Annotated in this window: 19 protein-coding genes and 1 pseudogene; 14 read left to right on the top strand and 6 right to left on the bottom strand. The window is 59.3% G+C overall.

Annotation, left to right across the window (positions count from 1 at the left end; genetic code table 11):
- Positions 1 to 20 precede the first annotated feature (20 nt).
- The 10 genes and pseudogenes from IVB27_RS35820 to IVB27_RS35865 all read left to right on the top strand — a co-directional run.
- Positions 21 to 1,262, top strand: a pseudogene (locus tag IVB27_RS35820) (ComEC/Rec2 family competence protein); the annotation flags it as partial.
- A 362-nt stretch (positions 1,263 to 1,624) separates the two neighbouring features.
- Complete coding sequence (locus tag IVB27_RS35825; RefSeq protein ID WP_247447386.1) at positions 1,625 to 1,810, top strand: hypothetical protein; 186 nt, start codon at positions 1,625 to 1,627, stop codon at positions 1,808 to 1,810.
- A gap of 253 nt (positions 1,811 to 2,063) precedes the next feature.
- Positions 2,064 to 3,386, top strand: a complete 1,323-nt coding sequence (locus IVB27_RS35830) for a hypothetical protein (protein WP_247447387.1) — start codon at positions 2,064 to 2,066, stop codon at positions 3,384 to 3,386.
- A 264-nt stretch (positions 3,387 to 3,650) separates the two neighbouring features.
- Complete coding sequence (locus tag IVB27_RS35835; protein WP_247447388.1) at positions 3,651 to 4,211, top strand: hypothetical protein; 561 nt, start codon at positions 3,651 to 3,653, stop codon at positions 4,209 to 4,211.
- A 482-nt stretch (positions 4,212 to 4,693) separates the two neighbouring features.
- On the top strand, positions 4,694 to 5,029 hold the full coding sequence (locus IVB27_RS35840; protein ID WP_247447389.1) for a P27 family phage terminase small subunit: 336 nt from the start codon (positions 4,694 to 4,696) through the stop codon (positions 5,027 to 5,029).
- A complete protein-coding gene (locus IVB27_RS35845; RefSeq protein WP_247447390.1) occupies positions 5,030 to 5,293 on the top strand; it encodes a hypothetical protein in 264 nt (87 codons plus the stop codon).
- Positions 5,294 to 5,555: 262 nt separating this feature from the next.
- Complete coding sequence (locus IVB27_RS35850; RefSeq protein ID WP_247447391.1) at positions 5,556 to 6,044, top strand: hypothetical protein; 489 nt, start codon at positions 5,556 to 5,558, stop codon at positions 6,042 to 6,044.
- Positions 6,044 to 6,718: a hypothetical protein gene (locus tag IVB27_RS35855; protein WP_247447392.1), complete on the top strand. Its 675-nt coding sequence runs from the start codon at positions 6,044 to 6,046 to the stop codon at positions 6,716 to 6,718. Before IVB27_RS35850 ends, IVB27_RS35855 begins: the two co-directional genes overlap by 1 nt.
- Before the next feature lie 71 nt (positions 6,719 to 6,789).
- Complete coding sequence (locus IVB27_RS35860; protein WP_247447393.1) at positions 6,790 to 6,966, top strand: hypothetical protein; 177 nt, start codon at positions 6,790 to 6,792, stop codon at positions 6,964 to 6,966.
- Complete coding sequence (locus IVB27_RS35865) at positions 6,963 to 8,741, top strand: hypothetical protein (protein WP_247447394.1); 1,779 nt, start codon at positions 6,963 to 6,965, stop codon at positions 8,739 to 8,741. The genes IVB27_RS35860 and IVB27_RS35865 overlap by 4 nt, the downstream gene beginning before the upstream one ends.
- A gap of 44 nt (positions 8,742 to 8,785) precedes the next feature.
- Here the strand turns inward: IVB27_RS35865 and IVB27_RS35870 are convergent, their stop codons facing one another.
- The 3 genes from IVB27_RS35870 to IVB27_RS35880 form a co-directional block, all read right to left on the bottom strand.
- Positions 8,786 to 9,004: a hypothetical protein gene (locus IVB27_RS35870; protein WP_247447420.1), complete on the bottom strand. Its 219-nt coding sequence runs from the start codon at positions 9,002 to 9,004 to the stop codon at positions 8,786 to 8,788.
- A 134-nt stretch (positions 9,005 to 9,138) separates the two neighbouring features.
- Entirely contained in the window at positions 9,139 to 9,288 is a 150-nt protein-coding gene (locus IVB27_RS35875; RefSeq protein WP_247447395.1) for a hypothetical protein, read from the bottom strand.
- A gap of 117 nt (positions 9,289 to 9,405) precedes the next feature.
- Positions 9,406 to 9,588 (bottom strand): hypothetical protein, encoded by a 183-nt coding sequence (locus IVB27_RS35880; RefSeq protein ID WP_247447396.1) that lies wholly within the window; start codon positions 9,586 to 9,588, stop codon positions 9,406 to 9,408.
- A 104-nt stretch (positions 9,589 to 9,692) separates the two neighbouring features.
- Here IVB27_RS35880 and IVB27_RS35885 point away from each other — a divergent pair, with 104 nt between their 5' ends.
- The 4 genes from IVB27_RS35885 (at position 9,693) to IVB27_RS35900 (ending at position 13,916) form a co-directional block, all read left to right on the top strand.
- Positions 9,693 to 10,967, top strand: a complete 1,275-nt coding sequence (locus IVB27_RS35885) for a hypothetical protein (RefSeq protein ID WP_247447397.1) — start codon at positions 9,693 to 9,695, stop codon at positions 10,965 to 10,967.
- Positions 10,964 to 11,758 (top strand): hypothetical protein, encoded by a 795-nt coding sequence (locus IVB27_RS35890; RefSeq protein WP_247447398.1) that lies wholly within the window; start codon positions 10,964 to 10,966, stop codon positions 11,756 to 11,758. Before IVB27_RS35885 ends, IVB27_RS35890 begins: the two co-directional genes overlap by 4 nt.
- Before the next feature lie 95 nt (positions 11,759 to 11,853).
- Entirely contained in the window at positions 11,854 to 12,933 is a 1,080-nt protein-coding gene (locus IVB27_RS35895) for a nucleoid-associated protein (protein ID WP_247447399.1), read from the top strand.
- Complete coding sequence (locus IVB27_RS35900; protein ID WP_247447400.1) at positions 12,933 to 13,916, top strand: GTP pyrophosphokinase; 984 nt, start codon at positions 12,933 to 12,935, stop codon at positions 13,914 to 13,916. The genes IVB27_RS35895 and IVB27_RS35900 overlap by 1 nt, the downstream gene beginning before the upstream one ends.
- Here IVB27_RS35900 and IVB27_RS35905 read toward each other — a convergent pair.
- The 3 genes from IVB27_RS35905 to IVB27_RS35915 all read right to left on the bottom strand — a co-directional run bounded on the left by IVB27_RS35905 (position 13,909) and on the right by IVB27_RS35915 (position 15,336).
- On the bottom strand, positions 13,909 to 14,391 hold the full coding sequence (locus IVB27_RS35905; RefSeq protein WP_247447401.1) for a hypothetical protein: 483 nt from the start codon (positions 14,389 to 14,391) through the stop codon (positions 13,909 to 13,911). The genes IVB27_RS35900 and IVB27_RS35905 overlap by 8 nt on opposite strands.
- A 309-nt stretch (positions 14,392 to 14,700) precedes the next feature.
- Positions 14,701 to 15,030 (bottom strand): Rap1a/Tai family immunity protein, encoded by a 330-nt coding sequence (locus tag IVB27_RS35910; RefSeq protein WP_247447402.1) that lies wholly within the window; start codon positions 15,028 to 15,030, stop codon positions 14,701 to 14,703.
- A gap of 54 nt (positions 15,031 to 15,084) precedes the next feature.
- Positions 15,085 to 15,336, bottom strand: coding sequence for a toprim domain-containing protein (locus IVB27_RS35915; protein ID WP_247447403.1), 252 nt, complete (start codon positions 15,334 to 15,336; stop codon positions 15,085 to 15,087).
- Positions 15,337 to 15,419: the final 83 nt, after the last annotated feature.

Genomic DNA, 15,419 nt, shown 5'->3' on the forward strand with positions numbered 1-15,419 from the left:
CGTATCGTCAGGTGCAGGGAATGGCGGAGCCGGGCCGGCCGGTACGGTCGCAGGGGATCGCGGGGACTTGGCCCGCGGGCCGCGTTGCGTCCGCGGGCGGCCTTGCGCCTGCGGGTCTCGACCTCTGGACATCGCTGGTCGAGATCCTGCGCGCATGGGTACGCGCCGAGGCTGGCGCCGGGCGGCTGTTGCCGTGGGTGCCCGTGGCTTTCGGCTGCGGCATCGCGCTTTATTTCTCCGCCGATCATGAGCCGGTGCTGTGGGTCGTTGCCACGACCGCCGTCGCGCTCATGCTTGGCGCGGCTCTGTTGCGGCGGAGCCGGCTGTTCGCGCCGGCGATTATGATCGCGGCGGTCGCGGCCGGCTTTACCGTCGCGACCTGGAAGACGGCGCGCATCGCCCACCCGGTGCTGGCAAAGTCGCTCTACTCGGTGTCGTTGTCGGGCTTCGTCGAGGCTCGCGACATCCGCGAGCGCACCGACCGTTTCGTGCTGCGCGTTACCGCGATGGAGGCGCAGCGCAGCGACGTCAGGCTCGAGCGCGTTCGCCTGTCGGTCCGCAAGGGCACCGCGCCGGAGGTCGGCAGCTTCGTGCAGTTGAAGGCGCGGCTGATGCCGCCGCTCGCGCCGGTGCGGCCCGGCAGCTACGACTTTTCGCGTGACATGTTCTTCCAGGGCATCGGAGCCTCCGGTTTTGCAATGGGCGCAATCACGGTGGCGGCGCCGCCTGAGACTGGCGGCTTGCGGCTGCGTTACGCAGCCTTCATGCAAAGCCTGCGCGATGCGATCGACGCGCGCATCCGCGCCACGCTCGACGGCGACAGCCGCGCGATCGCGACTGCGCTGCTCACCGGCCGGCGCGATGCGATCACCACGCCCGTCAACGACGCGATGTTCATCTCCGGCCTCGGTCACGTGCTCTCGATCTCCGGTTATCACATGGCAGTCGTTGCCGGTGTCGTGTTTTTCGCGGTGCGCGCGCTGCTGGCTCTGATCCCGGGACTGGCGGCCGGCTTCGCCATCAAGAAATGGTCGGCGGCCGCGGCACTGGTCGCCGCTGCGTTCTACCTGCTGCTGTCGGGCGCGGAGGTCGCAACGCAAAGATCGTTCTTCATGACTGCAGTGGTGCTGATCGCGGTGATGGTCGATCGCCGCGCCATCACCTTCCGCACGCTGGCGGTGGCCGCCCTGATCGTGCTGGCAGTCGCGCCGGAGGCGCTGGTGCATCCGAGTTTTCAGAGCTTCTATGCTGATGGTCTAGGTAGGGACCGCGCGGCCTGAATACTCAACGACTTCAACGACCTGGTAGACTCATGTTGACGTCGCGCCCAGAACAAAAACTGCTCAAAACGGGGCAAAAACCCCGGATTGGCGGCGCAGAGTCCCGGAAAAAGTACCGGAATGGTTCTGGGTGTTCTGTGTGCGTTCGAGAAGGCCCGGCGCCGGGTTCGGGCCGCCTGCCCGAACACAAGCGCAGGGCCTAATTTCTTTGGCCGGAGCCCTGCACACTTTGCGCCCCCGGCCGCCATATATCTTGCTTCTCCCAGTGATTTTGGAGCGGCCCGTTTAGCGGCGGGCCGCGAGAGTCGTACTGCTAATTTGAACCCACTCAATGGAGGAACGTCATGGGCAATCGAGCAAAACGACGGGCGTGGGTGCATCGAGTCATGTCCGACCCGCGCCTGACAGAAAGCCACAGGCGGCTCGCCCTGACCGTCGCCGAGATGGACCGCCGCGGATTCACGTTCTGCGAGTTAGACGGCGAACTCTTTTTCGAACCGAAAGAGCACTACGCGGCGAGCCTCAAATAGCCATTCCGCCGGCTCGCCTCCCAACCTCCAGGAACCACATTCTTGAAAATCATTGAATTCAGACCCTCCCGCAGTAGCGGGAAACAACTTGGCACGTTTGACGCCGAGATAGCTCCCGGTGTGCGGGCTCTCGATCTTAGTCTGATCCGCAAGCCTGACGGCTCCTATCGGGTATTCGGCACGAACGTCCGGCTTGATATCGGCGTTGCGAACGATCTCGCCAGAGCAGCGGTAGCGATGGGGGGCAGTAGCCGTGGCGGACAATAAGATCCACAAGACGGGCGGCTTGCTGGATCAATACAACCTGCTTGGCGCCATCATCGACTCGCATTGGGCAACGCGCCTCGACCATAAGGTGGCGCGCCATGTCATCGACCGTTACTACCCGAAGCATGGTAACGGACGCGCCAGCCTCCGCTATCTTGAGCGGGCCACGGGCTCCAGCCGTTCCAATATCACAACATCCCTGCGTCGATTGGCCGAGAACGGTGCAATCATTATCACTCGCCAAGGGCAGGGAACCCGGCCAACCGAATATGCCCTCAACTTTGATTTGTCTGCCAGTGTACCTGTGGACGTGACCTCTACCGATGATGTTCCTAGCGGTACTGTGGATGTGACCTCTAGTGGTCACGCAGACAATACCACTAGCAACTCTAGTGTACCTGTGGACGTGACCGAATCCTATCTACTGAATCCGGCCTACAAGGCCGAGATACAGATAGATAGAGTTGACCCCACCGCGCCTACGGCGCCGCCGCTTGCGGATGGCCTTGCGGCCACCGCTGCGGGCGGGACGGCGGTGGAAGAGCGCGCGCCCGCCAAGCCGACGTTTGAGCTTTGCTACCGCACCTATGCTTTCCTCAAGGGCAAGAAGGAAGCAAAGGCGGCATGGGATGCGCTCCCAGCCGAGGTGGACCGCACTGCCGTGATCAAGGCCGCCGCAGCATGGCAGGCGTCATGGGAGGCCCAAGGTAAGCCGGATGCGCCGCGATACGCCCTGGCGCGGTGGTTGAAGGATGAGCGCTATGATGAGGACGCGCCGAAGGGCTACGAACCGAGGGAACGTACGGCCAAGCCTGCCAAGGCCAGCCCCACAACATCAACCACTGCAAAGCCCGCCAAGCCAGCCGTGCGCACCACCGTGCGCCTAACGTCAGCAGACGTTGTGAAGGCGGGAAGCACCACCGAGTTGCGGATTACTGCAACGGACAGTGACGGCTTTAAGCATGAGCGTATCCTGTTGTTGGAGGACGACGACGCAGAGTCGCAATTCGAGGGCCAGCGCCAATTCGCCAGGCTCGTGCATGCGGCCGGCCTTGAGCAAATCGAGGACGGCGCGGAGCTACTGGGCCGTACTGTCATCCTGACCGGGAACAACGACGCATTCGCAGCACCGACAACCCGGCCCGACGACGAGCCGCCGCTGCCAACCAAGCCCGAGCCGGTGAGGTACGCAAAGCCCTCCGCCGCACCACCGGTGTCGCGTGCGCGCGAGCTAACCCCCGCTGAGGAAGCGGAGCGCGCGGACTATGACGCTTGGTACGAGGCCAGCCTTAGGGACGACGCCGCATGATCGGGTAGGGGCCATCGCACTCTCTCCCACCACCCGCCAGGGACCGACGCCCCCAAGTCCCCTTCCATATGGCCAAAATGAAAACCCAAACATGGTCCGGGGTAGGGCCATCTCAATCTCTTGCACCATCGGCCACCCACGCCGGCCGTCTAAATCCGCAACCACAATCGCCCCGAAAAAAGGTTCCTGATTATTCGATCGGCGCGCAGATGCCGACGCTCAAGGCCAAAACGGCCAGGTACGTCACGTTATGAGAGCCCACATATGACACCCGCCAACGACAACGACCAACCCATCGCAGCCGACCGCATCATCGAGACTCGCCCGCGCCCTGACGAGCTCAACCGGATTCTCCATCTCCGCTTTCCAGGTTACGGGCCGGCCTATGGCGTCCAGCTCGACGAAGCAGCTCGGAAGACGTTCAACGCGGACCATTCTAAATGGTTGGGCTTGGACGGCCGCTGGCATCCGTGCGGCGAGCAATACCGCCAGCCTCGGGGCAAGCGCCGTCAGCCAAAAGCAAATGATGCGCTGGCGCATCATTTCGAATCAAGCGAAGCCGCCACCCAACCCGTGCGCGATGGGTGGATATTCACCGAGGCTGTGGCCTGCCGGTGGCGCGAATACGCGCCGGCCGTTGCTGAAGGCGCGCTGGATATCGTCGGCAAGGTAGTCCCGGCGACGTCTGGCAGCCGCCTGATGCAGTTTGGCGCGGTGGAGGACGCCATCATCCGCGCCATAGACGCGAAGCGTCTGCTGGCCGCTAATGACAATGTGCCGACGGAGATTCGCCGAAACCGGCCGAGCCTAAGGCAGGCTGCGTAAATCCAGATTTCGCCATAGTTGGGAACGTATCACGTTGAAGGCCGCAGCGATGCTGCCCGACGTGACGTGCACCTCCAGCGCCGGTTCGATCCCAGCGCACCTTTTTTTACCGGCCTGAGCCGTGAAGCCGCTGCATGCGGCATATCCCTCACCCCTCTAATTGCAAATCCTAAATCGGAAAGGATGGCGGCCACCATGGCCAGTTTGAATGACGCACTTGCTGCAATCGAGCAGCACCTCGCGTTTCCACGCTCAAGATGTGTGGGCGTCGCACGCCGATTGCAGGAGGCTGGGCAACTGCCGATCCGGCATGTTGCGGGCCGGTTATGGGCCAACAGCAACGTTTTGACGTTGAGCGCAGGCTAGCGCCGGGTAGGGGGAGGGGTGTTCGCTCGTTCTCCCAGATCGCGCGCTGCAGACCGGCGCCCTCCTGCAGCGCGCGTGGGCGCTGCCCCAGCGTTTTAAAAATTATGGAAGTCATCATGGCCACACCAAAGCCACCTGACCACCTATCGCGTGCAGCTAAAGCCTGGTGGCGCCAGGTCCACTCCGATTACGACCTGGATGACCACCATCGCCACCTACTGCGATTGGCCTGCGAGAGTTTGGACCAATCTGAAGAGGCGCGTGCAGCCATTGCGGAGCACGGCGCGGTGGTTTTAGACCGCTTCAACTGCCAAAAACCAAGCCCGTGGGTTGATATTCAGCATAAAGCGCAGAACCGATTCCGGATTCTTTGCCGGGAGCTTGGGCTTGATGTGCAACCGGGCGACGGGCCTCGAATGCCGAGGGATGCGTCCTATGGAAACCGCAGATAAATGCCGGTTCGCAAGCGCAACAACAAGCGACGCAACACGGGCACGCTCGACGATTGGGAGTGGGCGCTCGAAATGGGCTGGCCCTGCACAGGCGATTTGGATGGAATCTGCGAACTCGACGAGACCGGCCATCCTGACCGAGAGGCGGCGCGCGACGCTTGGCAGAGGTTCGGGGCGGAGATCATGACCAGATGGCGCGCGGAACATCCGAATGGTTCGCGGTATGCCTGCTGGGGACTCGAACAGTTCGGCGAGCCGACCTGATGCCCGCGCGGTCGAGACGAGATCGGCGGCGCAGAACGTCGCACATAACCAGCGAGGCCGTTGCCCTATTTCGGCAGGGCATTCGCGCGCCTCAGGACCAGGCCATTAGGAACGCACTTGCAGCGACTCTCGGCCGCTCGAAATTCCGGGCCAGCCCGCTAGATCGAGTGCCGCGATCCTTGCTCGGCTGCGACACCGAGCCGGTTGAGGTTGTGCTGGGGCTTCGGGCGGAGCTGCTGAAGGATATCGGGGAGAAAGTCACTTGACCTTGCGGACCAAACCAAAACGCAACCCCGTTCTGCATTTGGTAATGCCGGGCCTTGAGGTTGCGCGCGAGATGCCGCTGCCGCGCGAGACCGTGACCGCTTTCCTGCGGCGCTCTGGTTGGGCAACGCGAGACCGCAAGTATGGCTGGCAGTTCCGCAAGGGCCTGCCGACTATCCTTGAGATCAATGGCGAGGCGGTGCTGCGCAAAGACTGGCGACGTCGGCGCATTCGCGCCAGCGACTCTGTGCGCTTGGTGTCCTATCCGCTCGGTGGGGGCGGCGGCAACTCGGCCAAGCAGGTCATTGGCTTGGTGGCGTTGGTCGCGGTGGCCGCGTTTGCTGGTCCATTGGGTGGTGTGATTGCAAGCGCTCTCTCGCTTTCGGCAGGTGTAGGCACCGTCATCGGCGCGGGCCTCGCCATTGGCGGCTCGCTGCCGGTTAGCGCAGTACGGATGGTCAGTTTTCATTTCGAGGGTATTTATTAATGTCGGCAGCTAATATCGTTGTGGGGTCAGACGGTGCGCATCTCATTTCAGATGCGCTGGTTTGGAATGTCGAGGACCAGACGATCACCGCACTCTGTAACAAGGCGATCCTGCTCCCGCAATTTCAGGCCGCGGCAACGATCCGCGCCGAGCAGTTTGTTGTTTTCCAGGCCGTGTCGCTCGCTTTGTCGACGATGACTGCAAGCGGCTTTGACGAGTTCAAGGGCGCTATCGGGCCGACGCTGATGGAGCTGAATGATCGGATGGCCGCAATGGGCGCAGCAAGCCCGTTCGAGGTATCGGTCGCGGGAATTTCGGAACAGCATGGTCCCTCCGGTTTCCGGATCACGACGCTGCAGGCCGGCGACGAGCACCTCGAACCATGGCGGGTGATTGACATGCCGCGCGGGTTTAATCCGTGCCCGTGCAACACCGAGGCGGATGAGCAGGAGATCCGGGTTGCATTGGCCGCTGCGCCTCGAAACCTTGAGAGCCACGCAATTGCGGCGCTGAAAACGCAGCGTGATATCGCTATCCGGGACTTCGCTGAGGGCCGGACTCCGTGTTGGGTGGGTGGCTTCGCGCAACTGACGACAATCGCCACCAACGGCATTAGCACGCGGATCATTCACCGCTGGCCGAATGATGTTGTCGGGGCGAAGTTGGCGGCGTGATTCTCGGAGGTCGAGGTCGCGCTCGAATTGCGGGCGCAGCTGCTGAAGAATATTAGAACAGAGATTTGAAAATGACTGATCTCCACAACATTCCATTGGATCCGACCGAGCCGCCACCAGGTGCGGTCGACGGTTTCGTTTTCAGGCCGGTCGGAAGTGACGTCGTGCAGGTCTGGCAAAAAATCAACGGCCAGCACATGCGCATTGACGATGCAACTGCACCTTCTGAAGGGAAAGCATCAGAATGACTGCTCTCTATAGCTACTCGACCGGCACCGTCTCTGTTGCGGCAGACGGAACCACTGTCACCGGCGTCGGCCCGATCTGGACCGGCACCAATGCCCGCCCTGGCGACATTCTACAGATCGGCGATTTCCAGTCGATCATTACCGACGTCACCGACATGACGCATTTGGTCATCCCGCCATGGGGCGGCGGCGTGCAATCGGCCGCTGCCTACAAGATTTGGCAGGTCTCGCCACAGCGATTTGCAGGCGCACAGGCGATGCAGAGCGTCAACGACCTGGTCGCGGCACTCGACACGTCGGGTTTTTTCGTTTTCGTTGGCACGACTGAAACAGTGCCTGACCCGTCGCTCGGCGATGACGGCCAGTATGCGTTCCAGCCAACAACCGGCAAGACTTGGGCGAAGGTCGCTGGTGTCTGGACGTTCCTCGGTATCTACAAGGCGTTCCAACTCCTCGGGGCGTGGTCTGGAGTCACCGCCTACGCGGCAGGCGATGTCGTGACGCTGAGCGGATCGAGTTACGTGTGCGTGCTCGACCATACCAACCACACCCCGCCGAACGTGACCTATTGGCAATTGCTGGCGAGCAAGGGTGACACTGGCGCCACCGGATCGACTGGCGCGGCTGGAACCAATGGCACTAATGGCGCCGGCTACGGCGGCACCTCGACAACGTCGCTGGCGATCGGTACGGGCTCCAAGGCGTTCACGACGCAGGCGGGACTTGCCTATGCCAATGGCGCGCGCGTGCGGGCCAGCTCGGCGGCGAATACGTCCAATTGGATGGAAGGTCGCGTCACCTATAGCGGCACGACGCTGACCATGACCTCGGACAAGGTTGGTGGCAGCGGCACGCTGGCCGACTGGAATCTCAACGTTGTGGGCGAGCCTGGCGCCGGCGATCTGTCGAGCGCCAACAACCTATCCGACGTGGCGAGTGCAGCGACGGCCGCGACCAATCTTGGCGTGGTCCGCTATGCTGCTGCGCAATCGTTGACGGCGGCCAATAGGACGCAGGCTCGATCTAATATCAGCGCTGCACTCCGCGGGCAGCTTTGGGGGCTTACTCTCTCGGCCGCGGGAGGCAATGGAACGGCTGGCATTGCAGCGGGCGAGGCCGCAGACTCGACCGCCGCAGACCTGATGGTGCTTGCATCGGCTATAACCAAGACGACATCGAATTGGGCGGTCGGCTCCGGCAACGGTGGCATGATGACCAGCGCGCTGGCGGGAAATTCTTGGTACAACGCATGGCTGATCAAGCGCCCAGACACGGGCGTCGTCGATTTCGTTTGGGATCTCGTTGCTAATGGCTCGACAAACATCTCGTCGTTGGCGTCGGGTGCTTATACAGAGTTTCGCCGCATCGGCTGCATGAAGACGGACGGCTCCAATTTTTGGGTAGCGTTCACGCAGGTCGGTGACAAGTTTTTATGGGCGGTGCCGACGCAGGATGACACCAGCGCGGTAGGCACGACGGCTGCGCTTGTCAGGCTCAACGTGCCGCCGGCTCAAGTCGACGCTGAGATTTTCGGCCTAGGCGTCAATACGGCGTCCGGGACCACCTGGGCGATCACATCACCTGACCAGACAGATACCCTCCCTTCTACCGCGTTCTTCACCGGCATCGTAGGGGCCGCCAGTGTCAACGTGACCTATTCGCAGACGGTGAGAACGAACGCGTCGGGGCAGATCAGGAAGCGCGCAAGCGCCGCTAGCACGACCATCTACATCAACACATTCAGTTGGATTGATCGACGCGGCCGGGATGCCTAATGCCTGCCGGTTCGATCGTGTCTACGGCTAACTCGCCGACCCGATCACTCTGTGTCGGACACCCCGTCCAGCCAATCCTGTTCGGTCGCTAAGGCGGACCACGCCTGCGCCATTCGCTTGTAACGGAGTGCCGCCTGCGCGTTGGTCGCCTCTTCGGCGAGTTGCAGGCAGTTCTGAGCATTCTCGCGAAATTTATCTGACGTTTTGACCATCTGAAGTAACGGGCTTCCGGTGGGTTCGTTCCGACCGATTACGTGAACCATCACCCTCCACGTCACATTCATTAGGGAAGTAAATTGTCCCAACGACCTCGTCGTTCAGCTCGGCGCAAGGCCGGTCCCAAATCACCCGCGTGTCGGGTCTGCGGTGGCTGCGAAGGCGCTTTCCACTCGGGGCGTCAGTGCAGCCGTCTGATCTTCTTTTTGCGCTTAGCAGTCGCCTTCTTAATCTGCCCTCGCAAGCGAAGGATTTCTGCCCATCGAGCCGCGATCTCCGGGTCGAATGGTGCCCATGCCGGCTTGCCTTTTTGACGGTTGCGCTTCGCCATGTTTGCAGCCTAGCGGCTGCAACCGGCGCTCGCGCGATCATTCCGTCGTTAAGCTTGATGGGCGCGTGCCGGGTTAATTCTGGAACCGCACGCGCGGAGGTCGTTCGACGATGACGATTACCGCTGATGCCCCAGACCAATTCCTAAATACAGCGCCTTCTGACGCAGCGAGCCCTCGGTTCGCTTCGTCATCTTGGCTATTTTTACGACTGGTGTCCTAGCCTTCGAGTGCGCCTTGAGGTCCTTGATATCGCCATTTGTCCACTCGCGGCGAACAGTCTTCTTCGTTTTCTTAGCCAACGCGGCGCTCCTTCATTGATAGGAGCGCCGTCTAACACATAGCGCGCGGTACGCAAACCCAGGGCGACCGCAGATTTAACCTCGCCTTCACTTACAGGATAGCAATGTCAAATGATTTAGTCGTTCAGCTCGGCGCAAAGCTGGACCAATTCGCCAGCGATATGAATCAGGCCGGCGACATGGCGGACAGCGCCGTGAGCCGGATTGAGCAGTCGTTTGCGAACATCAACCCGACTGCGGGCGGCTTTGCGTCGCTCGGTGTTGCTGCCGCTGGCGTTACCGGCCTGGTTGGCGGGCTGTTGGCTGCGCTTACCAAGGTCAACGGCGAGCTTGCCGACCTACAAAAGAATGCTGAGTATACCGGCCTAACCACAGAGCGATTCCAGAAGATCCAATTTGCGGCGGGGCAGGGCGGCGTTTCTTCCGAGAATTCAGTCAACGACCTCCGCAAAGTTGCTTCGTTGCTGTCTGACGCCAGGGAGAACGAAAACTCCCTGACGAAACTACTTGATGCAAACAACATCAAGTACAAGGACCGCAACGGCCAGGTCATCAGCCTAAACCAGCTTTTGCCTATTGGCATCGATTTGATTAACAAGTTTGGGTCCATCCCAGAGAAGACCAAAGCAGCGCAGATGCTTGGTCTTTCCGAGAGTTGGGTTGAAGCAATTCGCAACGGCAGCAAGTCGTTTGAGGACATCGCTCAGGGAGCCGAAGCGGCAGGCGTCATTATCGACGGTGCCACTGTTGCCAAGGCGGCCGCGTTCGATCGCGCGTGGAACCAGTCCAGTGCGCAACTTGCCGCGCAGTTTAAGTCAGTGACTGCAGATATTGGTGGTTGGTTGGACGACCTGATCGATAAGGCCAACGACCTGGTAAAGACTGCGCTTGCCTCGCAGAACGTTCAACCTGGCAGCGGTCAGGAAACTTTCAATCGCTGGGCGGACGCAGCGGACATCATGCAGAAGGCCATGCGGGGCTTGCCGCAAGACGTCGACCAAATCACCCGCGCAATTGAGCATCTGAACGCCTCGGGGAAGCCCGAGAATCTTGAGATTGTCGCAGGCCTGGAGCTTATCCGCGCCAAGGCACAACTCGCCGCAGAGATGTTGAAGGCGGCCGGCGAGGCGCAGTCGAAAGTTGAATTCCCAGGTGGAGTTCCGCTGCCTGGTGCCCGGCCGGCGGCAGCCAACAATGCCGACCCCAATGCTGCGCACTTACCAAAGCGCAAGGACGGCGAAGAGGCCGCAAACGCATACGATCGCGCGACGGAATCCCTGAATAAGTATGTCGTCACGACCAACGCTGGAGCTGAGGCGCAGGGTAAGGGGGCGGGGGCCATTGCGGCGGCTCGCCGCAGCTCGGAGGTTCGGAAGTGAGTGCAATCAATGGGTACGTTCGAAGTGACGCTGCGTTCCTGCTTACAGATGGCCTTTCGTATGTTGAGGGAATCCCACAGGATGTGAATCTCAATAAGACTCATCGCCTGCACGGGTTGAATGCCGTACTGTCAGCCACTGGTCCGGCACAGCTCGGCGAATGGATGTCGACCCGCCTGGTGTACAAGACGTTTGACGATTTGATCGAAACTGCCGATTGGCAAATCAAACACTTCTTTCATCGCTACGCGCGCGAATTCTGCAATAACGACGCGGTGTCCTGTGTTGTGCTGGCAGGCTGGCACGAAAAGGAAGATCGTCCGGCGATATACTCTCTTGAGCTAGAGACGGCCGACTCTCCAAAAGCATTACTCGTCAAAAAGAATGCCGGGTTGTTTGAGGAAAAGCACGTCGCGGTCAGTTTGCGAGAATTATCAATCATCGCGATGCCGCCGCCATCGCGTGAGGAGTTTCGAGATGCAGGCTTTGATCTGATTGCCGACCCGGAGAAGGTCAATCCTGAATCCTATCTGCTGCACTGCATGGAGATTCAGCGTCGCAAACGCTTCGATGGACGCCATGTTGTCGGCGGCCTGGCCGTATTGGCAACGATCACAGCCACAGGCGTCGAGCAGCAAGTCGTGCACGTGTGGCCGGAAGATCAACCCGGCAAGCGCATTGAACCGGCACCGATTGATTGGTCCGCATGGCGTGCGGAGCGCGCGGATGCGTCTACGTGGTCGCCTGTCGCAGCCGCAGCGGGAGCGGCTATCACGGGGCCAGGACGTTGACATAGGACGAATAGGTGATAGTGTTCTCGATATGTTCCGGTTGAGCTTTGACGAAAATTCCATCTTTTGGTGCACGGTGCTGAGGGATGGAATAGATGTTACTCGAAAACCTGAAGTTAAATCGGATTTCCGTACACGAGGTTTTTCGGAGGGGGGCAGATAAGCGGCGCCTAGAGCCGGTGTGTGCCGACCTACTTGAACAGTTGCCGGAGAAGGCAATCGACCAGTTCAAGCTTCGGATCACGGAAGCTTTGTCAGCTGAGGCGAAGAGTCTTCAGATGCAGATCGCAAAGCACGAGGCCGGGAGCCATCTCCACAACGTGGGCGAACTCCTCGACGCGACTGACGAAGAGTTCCTAGAGCTATCACGACGGATCCCGAACAGGCTGGCCGATGAACAGCGTCACCCGAACATACCGGGCGGTGTCGTGTTAGTTTTCGATGGCACGGTGGGCGGCGCAGATCACAGGTTTGTCGGCGTCATCAAGGCCGAGAAGCAAACAGGTTTTCGCCGTTACACAAGCCGCGAGAAAACCCTCACCGAATTCTTAGACGGTCTGTTTCTCACAGCTGCTCAGCGTCTATATAAGGTCGCCCTCTTTGTGAGGATAGACGAGAACCAGCGCCCGCCGGATGGTTGGAACGCTTACGTGTTTGACACGAACATTTCGCCAACACACCGAGAGACGGCGGCGCAATATTTCTACGAAGGGTTTCTCGGCTGTGAGCTGCCGCAAGACGGCGCCTATGAAACTGCTAGGTTCTTTGACTTGACACGAGACTACGTAAAGCAATCCGGTCTGCCAACGGAGAAGCGGCGGGACATCGTCGACGCTCTACACACCTATGTGAAAGCCGAGAACGGGAGAACATTCTCCTCAAATGAGTTCGCGGAGAAGTACCTCCCAATGGAGCATCGAGACGCTTTTTCGAACTTCCTGTCTGCCAAAAAGTTTCCAATGAGGGCGGTGGTTCGCGACACGAGCGCAATGGGAAACCGACTGCGCCGCCGCCGGTTTCGTTTCGGGGCCGATATTGAATTATCCGTGTCTGCAGTCGCGCTGAATGACAAGACGGTAGAGATAAAGGAGGGGGCAGCAAACGATTTTGGAGGAGAAGGCTTGGATCGTTGGACGCGGATAACGATTCGACAATCTTTGACAGATGAGCGGTGATGAATCGAGAGCAAGAGTTTTTGGAAAGGTGGCGGCGTGAAAGCCCAGCTTACTCTGCCTGGGGGAAATATGTCGTCGAAAAGCTCTCAGGAGCAATTTCGGAGTTTGCCTCGCCTGTCGCGCTCGAAGTTTTCCTGAAAATCCCCGTAAAGGCCCGTTTGAAAGCGGAAGACTCCCTACTTCAGAAAGCGTTTCATCGCGGCAAGGGGTATGAAAACCCGTACGAAGAGATTGAAGACAAAGTCGGCATTCGCTACGTCGTCCTGCTTGGTTCCGAAGTAAAGAAGATAGATGACGCTATTCTCGGCGTGAGCGACTGGATTGCAGAGAAGGCAAGGGACTACGTTCAAGAGCAAATGCTCCGCCCCTATGAATTCGACTATCAATCGTTGCATTACATTGTCAGATCCAGAAATCTCCTAAATTTCGATTCCGTTGAAATCCCTGCCGATACACCGTGCGAGATACAAGTGAGGACGCTTCTTCAGCACGCCTATAGCGAATTAACGCACGACACGATTTACAAGCCAAACGTGCAAGCCACCCCCTCGCTGAAGAGATCGGCTGCGAAAAGCATGGCGCTTATCGAGGCGACGGGAGACTACTTCGCGAAGGTTCATGAGGAAATTCAAGCAGCCCTCGTGAACAGCGAGCAGATGTCGATGTTTCTCGACCGTCAATATCGTTCCTGGATTGGACTAGAGGCTTCTCACGGTCCGCTTCAGTCCCTTATCGTGGATCACTATGCCCGCCTCGTCGGACAGGAGTTTGAGGCATCTATCGAGGATTGGTGGAGCAGCAAACAATTTGTTCGAGAGAGAATAGTTGGTCGCAGCAAAGACCAAGTGATCTACAGGGTGTCGGGAATTCTTCTTGTCTATTATTGTGTTTCAACGTTTCCAAACGCCGCCAAAGAGAACAGCCCTTTGTCCGACGACGAACTGGGACTGATCTATTCTGACCTTGGTAGATCGCTCAACTGATGAGCGAAGATGTTGCCGAAAGCTTCGTGCGACGCTGCACTAATATTTTGTAGCGTTGTCCCACGCCGCGGTGTTCGAAGTGGCGCACCCAAGCATTCAAGAACCGCAGTTCAAGTTGTCGCATTTTGCCTTTCGCCAGAATGATGCAAATGCGCCAAGCATAAAAAGGAGCCGGTGGTTCGCCGGTATCGAGGTATTCGGCGAAAGCCCCTGACAAGATAGCAACATTTGCCCCGAGGTCGTCATGGATCGATATTATGTAATCGCGCGCGTCAGGTCTGTTCAGAAAGCTCATCGTTCCGCCGCTGGCCTCGCCGTAGGACTTTCCATCCTCCAGCATGGCAGGAAAGACGTTACGGATATGGGCGCGGTAACGGTGCTCTACATCTTCGTTTGAGAGAGTAGGAGTGGTCTCCAAGCAGTCGATCAAGACAGTCAGGGCGTCAAGGTCAAATTCGGAGAGGCGGTCGATCATCTACCAGTATCTCTGGGGCGTCGAAACCATGTCTGCAGCGCTACGCCTCAACACCGCGTGAGCGCATGCTGCGCCAGTAGTCGCGGACTTCCGCTTCAAACTAACCTTCGGCCTCGGCGCGGGGATCACTCCGCGATCTGAATTCGAGGTAGTGGCTATAGTGCTTGCTTTCGAGCCATGTTTTGAAAGCGCCAAAGCTAGGGTAGTGGCCGGGCTGTGGCCGATAATTCGTTTCGTGCATCCACTCCAACGCGAGATGTCTGATCTTTTGTTCGGCGTCGGCTTTCTTGTGCATAGCATACGGCTCTTTTATTTAGGGATCTGCTTGCACGCAAACGCGGCGGTAACCGCCCTATAGGTGGCCAACGCGGCCACATCGCTACGTTCGGCAGGGTTGTCTTTTAGGTATTTCACCACGACGTCCATAATTTGTTGTTTGGTGCGCTGATTGTCCGGTCCGCAGTCGTAACCATTCGCCAGCAGCATGTCGTAGTGGCCGATAATCGTGCCCAGACAGACGGGGTAGGTCCGTGGGTTCTGGCAGATTTCGTACAGCGAGTTACCACTGTCAAAGTAAGGAATGGCGGGGCTCGTAGAGCAGGCGAGCGCAGCGACGGTGGCGAACCAACGAAGCATCATCTTCCCTCTAGAAAGCACAGAGCCGCACGGCAACTAACCCTTTGGCGCCGCCCATCACCGCGGGATCTCGGTCAGATTGTGCCATACCGGGCGACCTGTTGCCCTAGTGAAGCGCGCAGCAATCTCCTCCAAGTTATCGTCGTCATCGGTCAGGATGAGGACCCCATCGATTCCATCCTCAATCATGCCAGTCACCGCCGAAGGCGCGTGGCCGAAGGGGCCAATGGTGATCTCATGCCCTCGCTCCATGAGCGTCGCGGTATACGAACCGGCGACATCCGCGGCAGATAAGATCGCTATCTTCATTTTAGATACCTTGGAGACCCGCATCGGCCGGCGGACCCGACAAAGTGTTGGGAGGATGATGAGGCCTCACTTCATGGTTTTCC

The organism is Bradyrhizobium sp. 197 (genome assembly GCF_023073375.1).
Lineage (GTDB): Bacteria > Pseudomonadota > Alphaproteobacteria > Rhizobiales > Xanthobacteraceae > Bradyrhizobium.

Coding starts and splice junctions, on each gene's coding strand:
- IVB27_RS35825 (WP_247447386.1), top strand. CDS start 1,625: ATGGGCAATCGAGCAAAACGACGGGCGTGGGTGCATCGAGTCATGTCC.
- IVB27_RS35835 (WP_247447388.1), top strand. CDS start 3,651: ATGACACCCGCCAACGACAACGACCAACCCATCGCAGCCGACCGCATC.
- IVB27_RS35840 (WP_247447389.1), top strand. CDS start 4,694: ATGGCCACACCAAAGCCACCTGACCACCTATCGCGTGCAGCTAAAGCC.
- IVB27_RS35845 (WP_247447390.1), top strand. CDS start 5,030: ATGCCGGTTCGCAAGCGCAACAACAAGCGACGCAACACGGGCACGCTC.
- IVB27_RS35855 (WP_247447392.1), top strand. CDS start 6,044: ATGTCGGCAGCTAATATCGTTGTGGGGTCAGACGGTGCGCATCTCATT.
- IVB27_RS35860 (WP_247447393.1), top strand. CDS start 6,790: ATGACTGATCTCCACAACATTCCATTGGATCCGACCGAGCCGCCACCA.
- IVB27_RS35865 (WP_247447394.1), top strand. CDS start 6,963: ATGACTGCTCTCTATAGCTACTCGACCGGCACCGTCTCTGTTGCGGCA.
- IVB27_RS35870 (WP_247447420.1), bottom strand. CDS start 9,004: ATGGTTCACGTAATCGGTCGGAACGAACCCACCGGAAGCCCGTTACTT.
- IVB27_RS35875 (WP_247447395.1), bottom strand. CDS start 9,288: ATGGCGAAGCGCAACCGTCAAAAAGGCAAGCCGGCATGGGCACCATTC.
- IVB27_RS35885 (WP_247447397.1), top strand. CDS start 9,693: ATGTCAAATGATTTAGTCGTTCAGCTCGGCGCAAAGCTGGACCAATTC.
- IVB27_RS35895 (WP_247447399.1), top strand. CDS start 11,854: ATGTTACTCGAAAACCTGAAGTTAAATCGGATTTCCGTACACGAGGTT.
- IVB27_RS35900 (WP_247447400.1), top strand. CDS start 12,933: ATGAATCGAGAGCAAGAGTTTTTGGAAAGGTGGCGGCGTGAAAGCCCA.
- IVB27_RS35905 (WP_247447401.1), bottom strand. CDS start 14,391: ATGATCGACCGCCTCTCCGAATTTGACCTTGACGCCCTGACTGTCTTG.
- IVB27_RS35910 (WP_247447402.1), bottom strand. CDS start 15,030: ATGATGCTTCGTTGGTTCGCCACCGTCGCTGCGCTCGCCTGCTCTACG.
- IVB27_RS35915 (WP_247447403.1), bottom strand. CDS start 15,336: ATGAAGATAGCGATCTTATCTGCCGCGGATGTCGCCGGTTCGTATACC.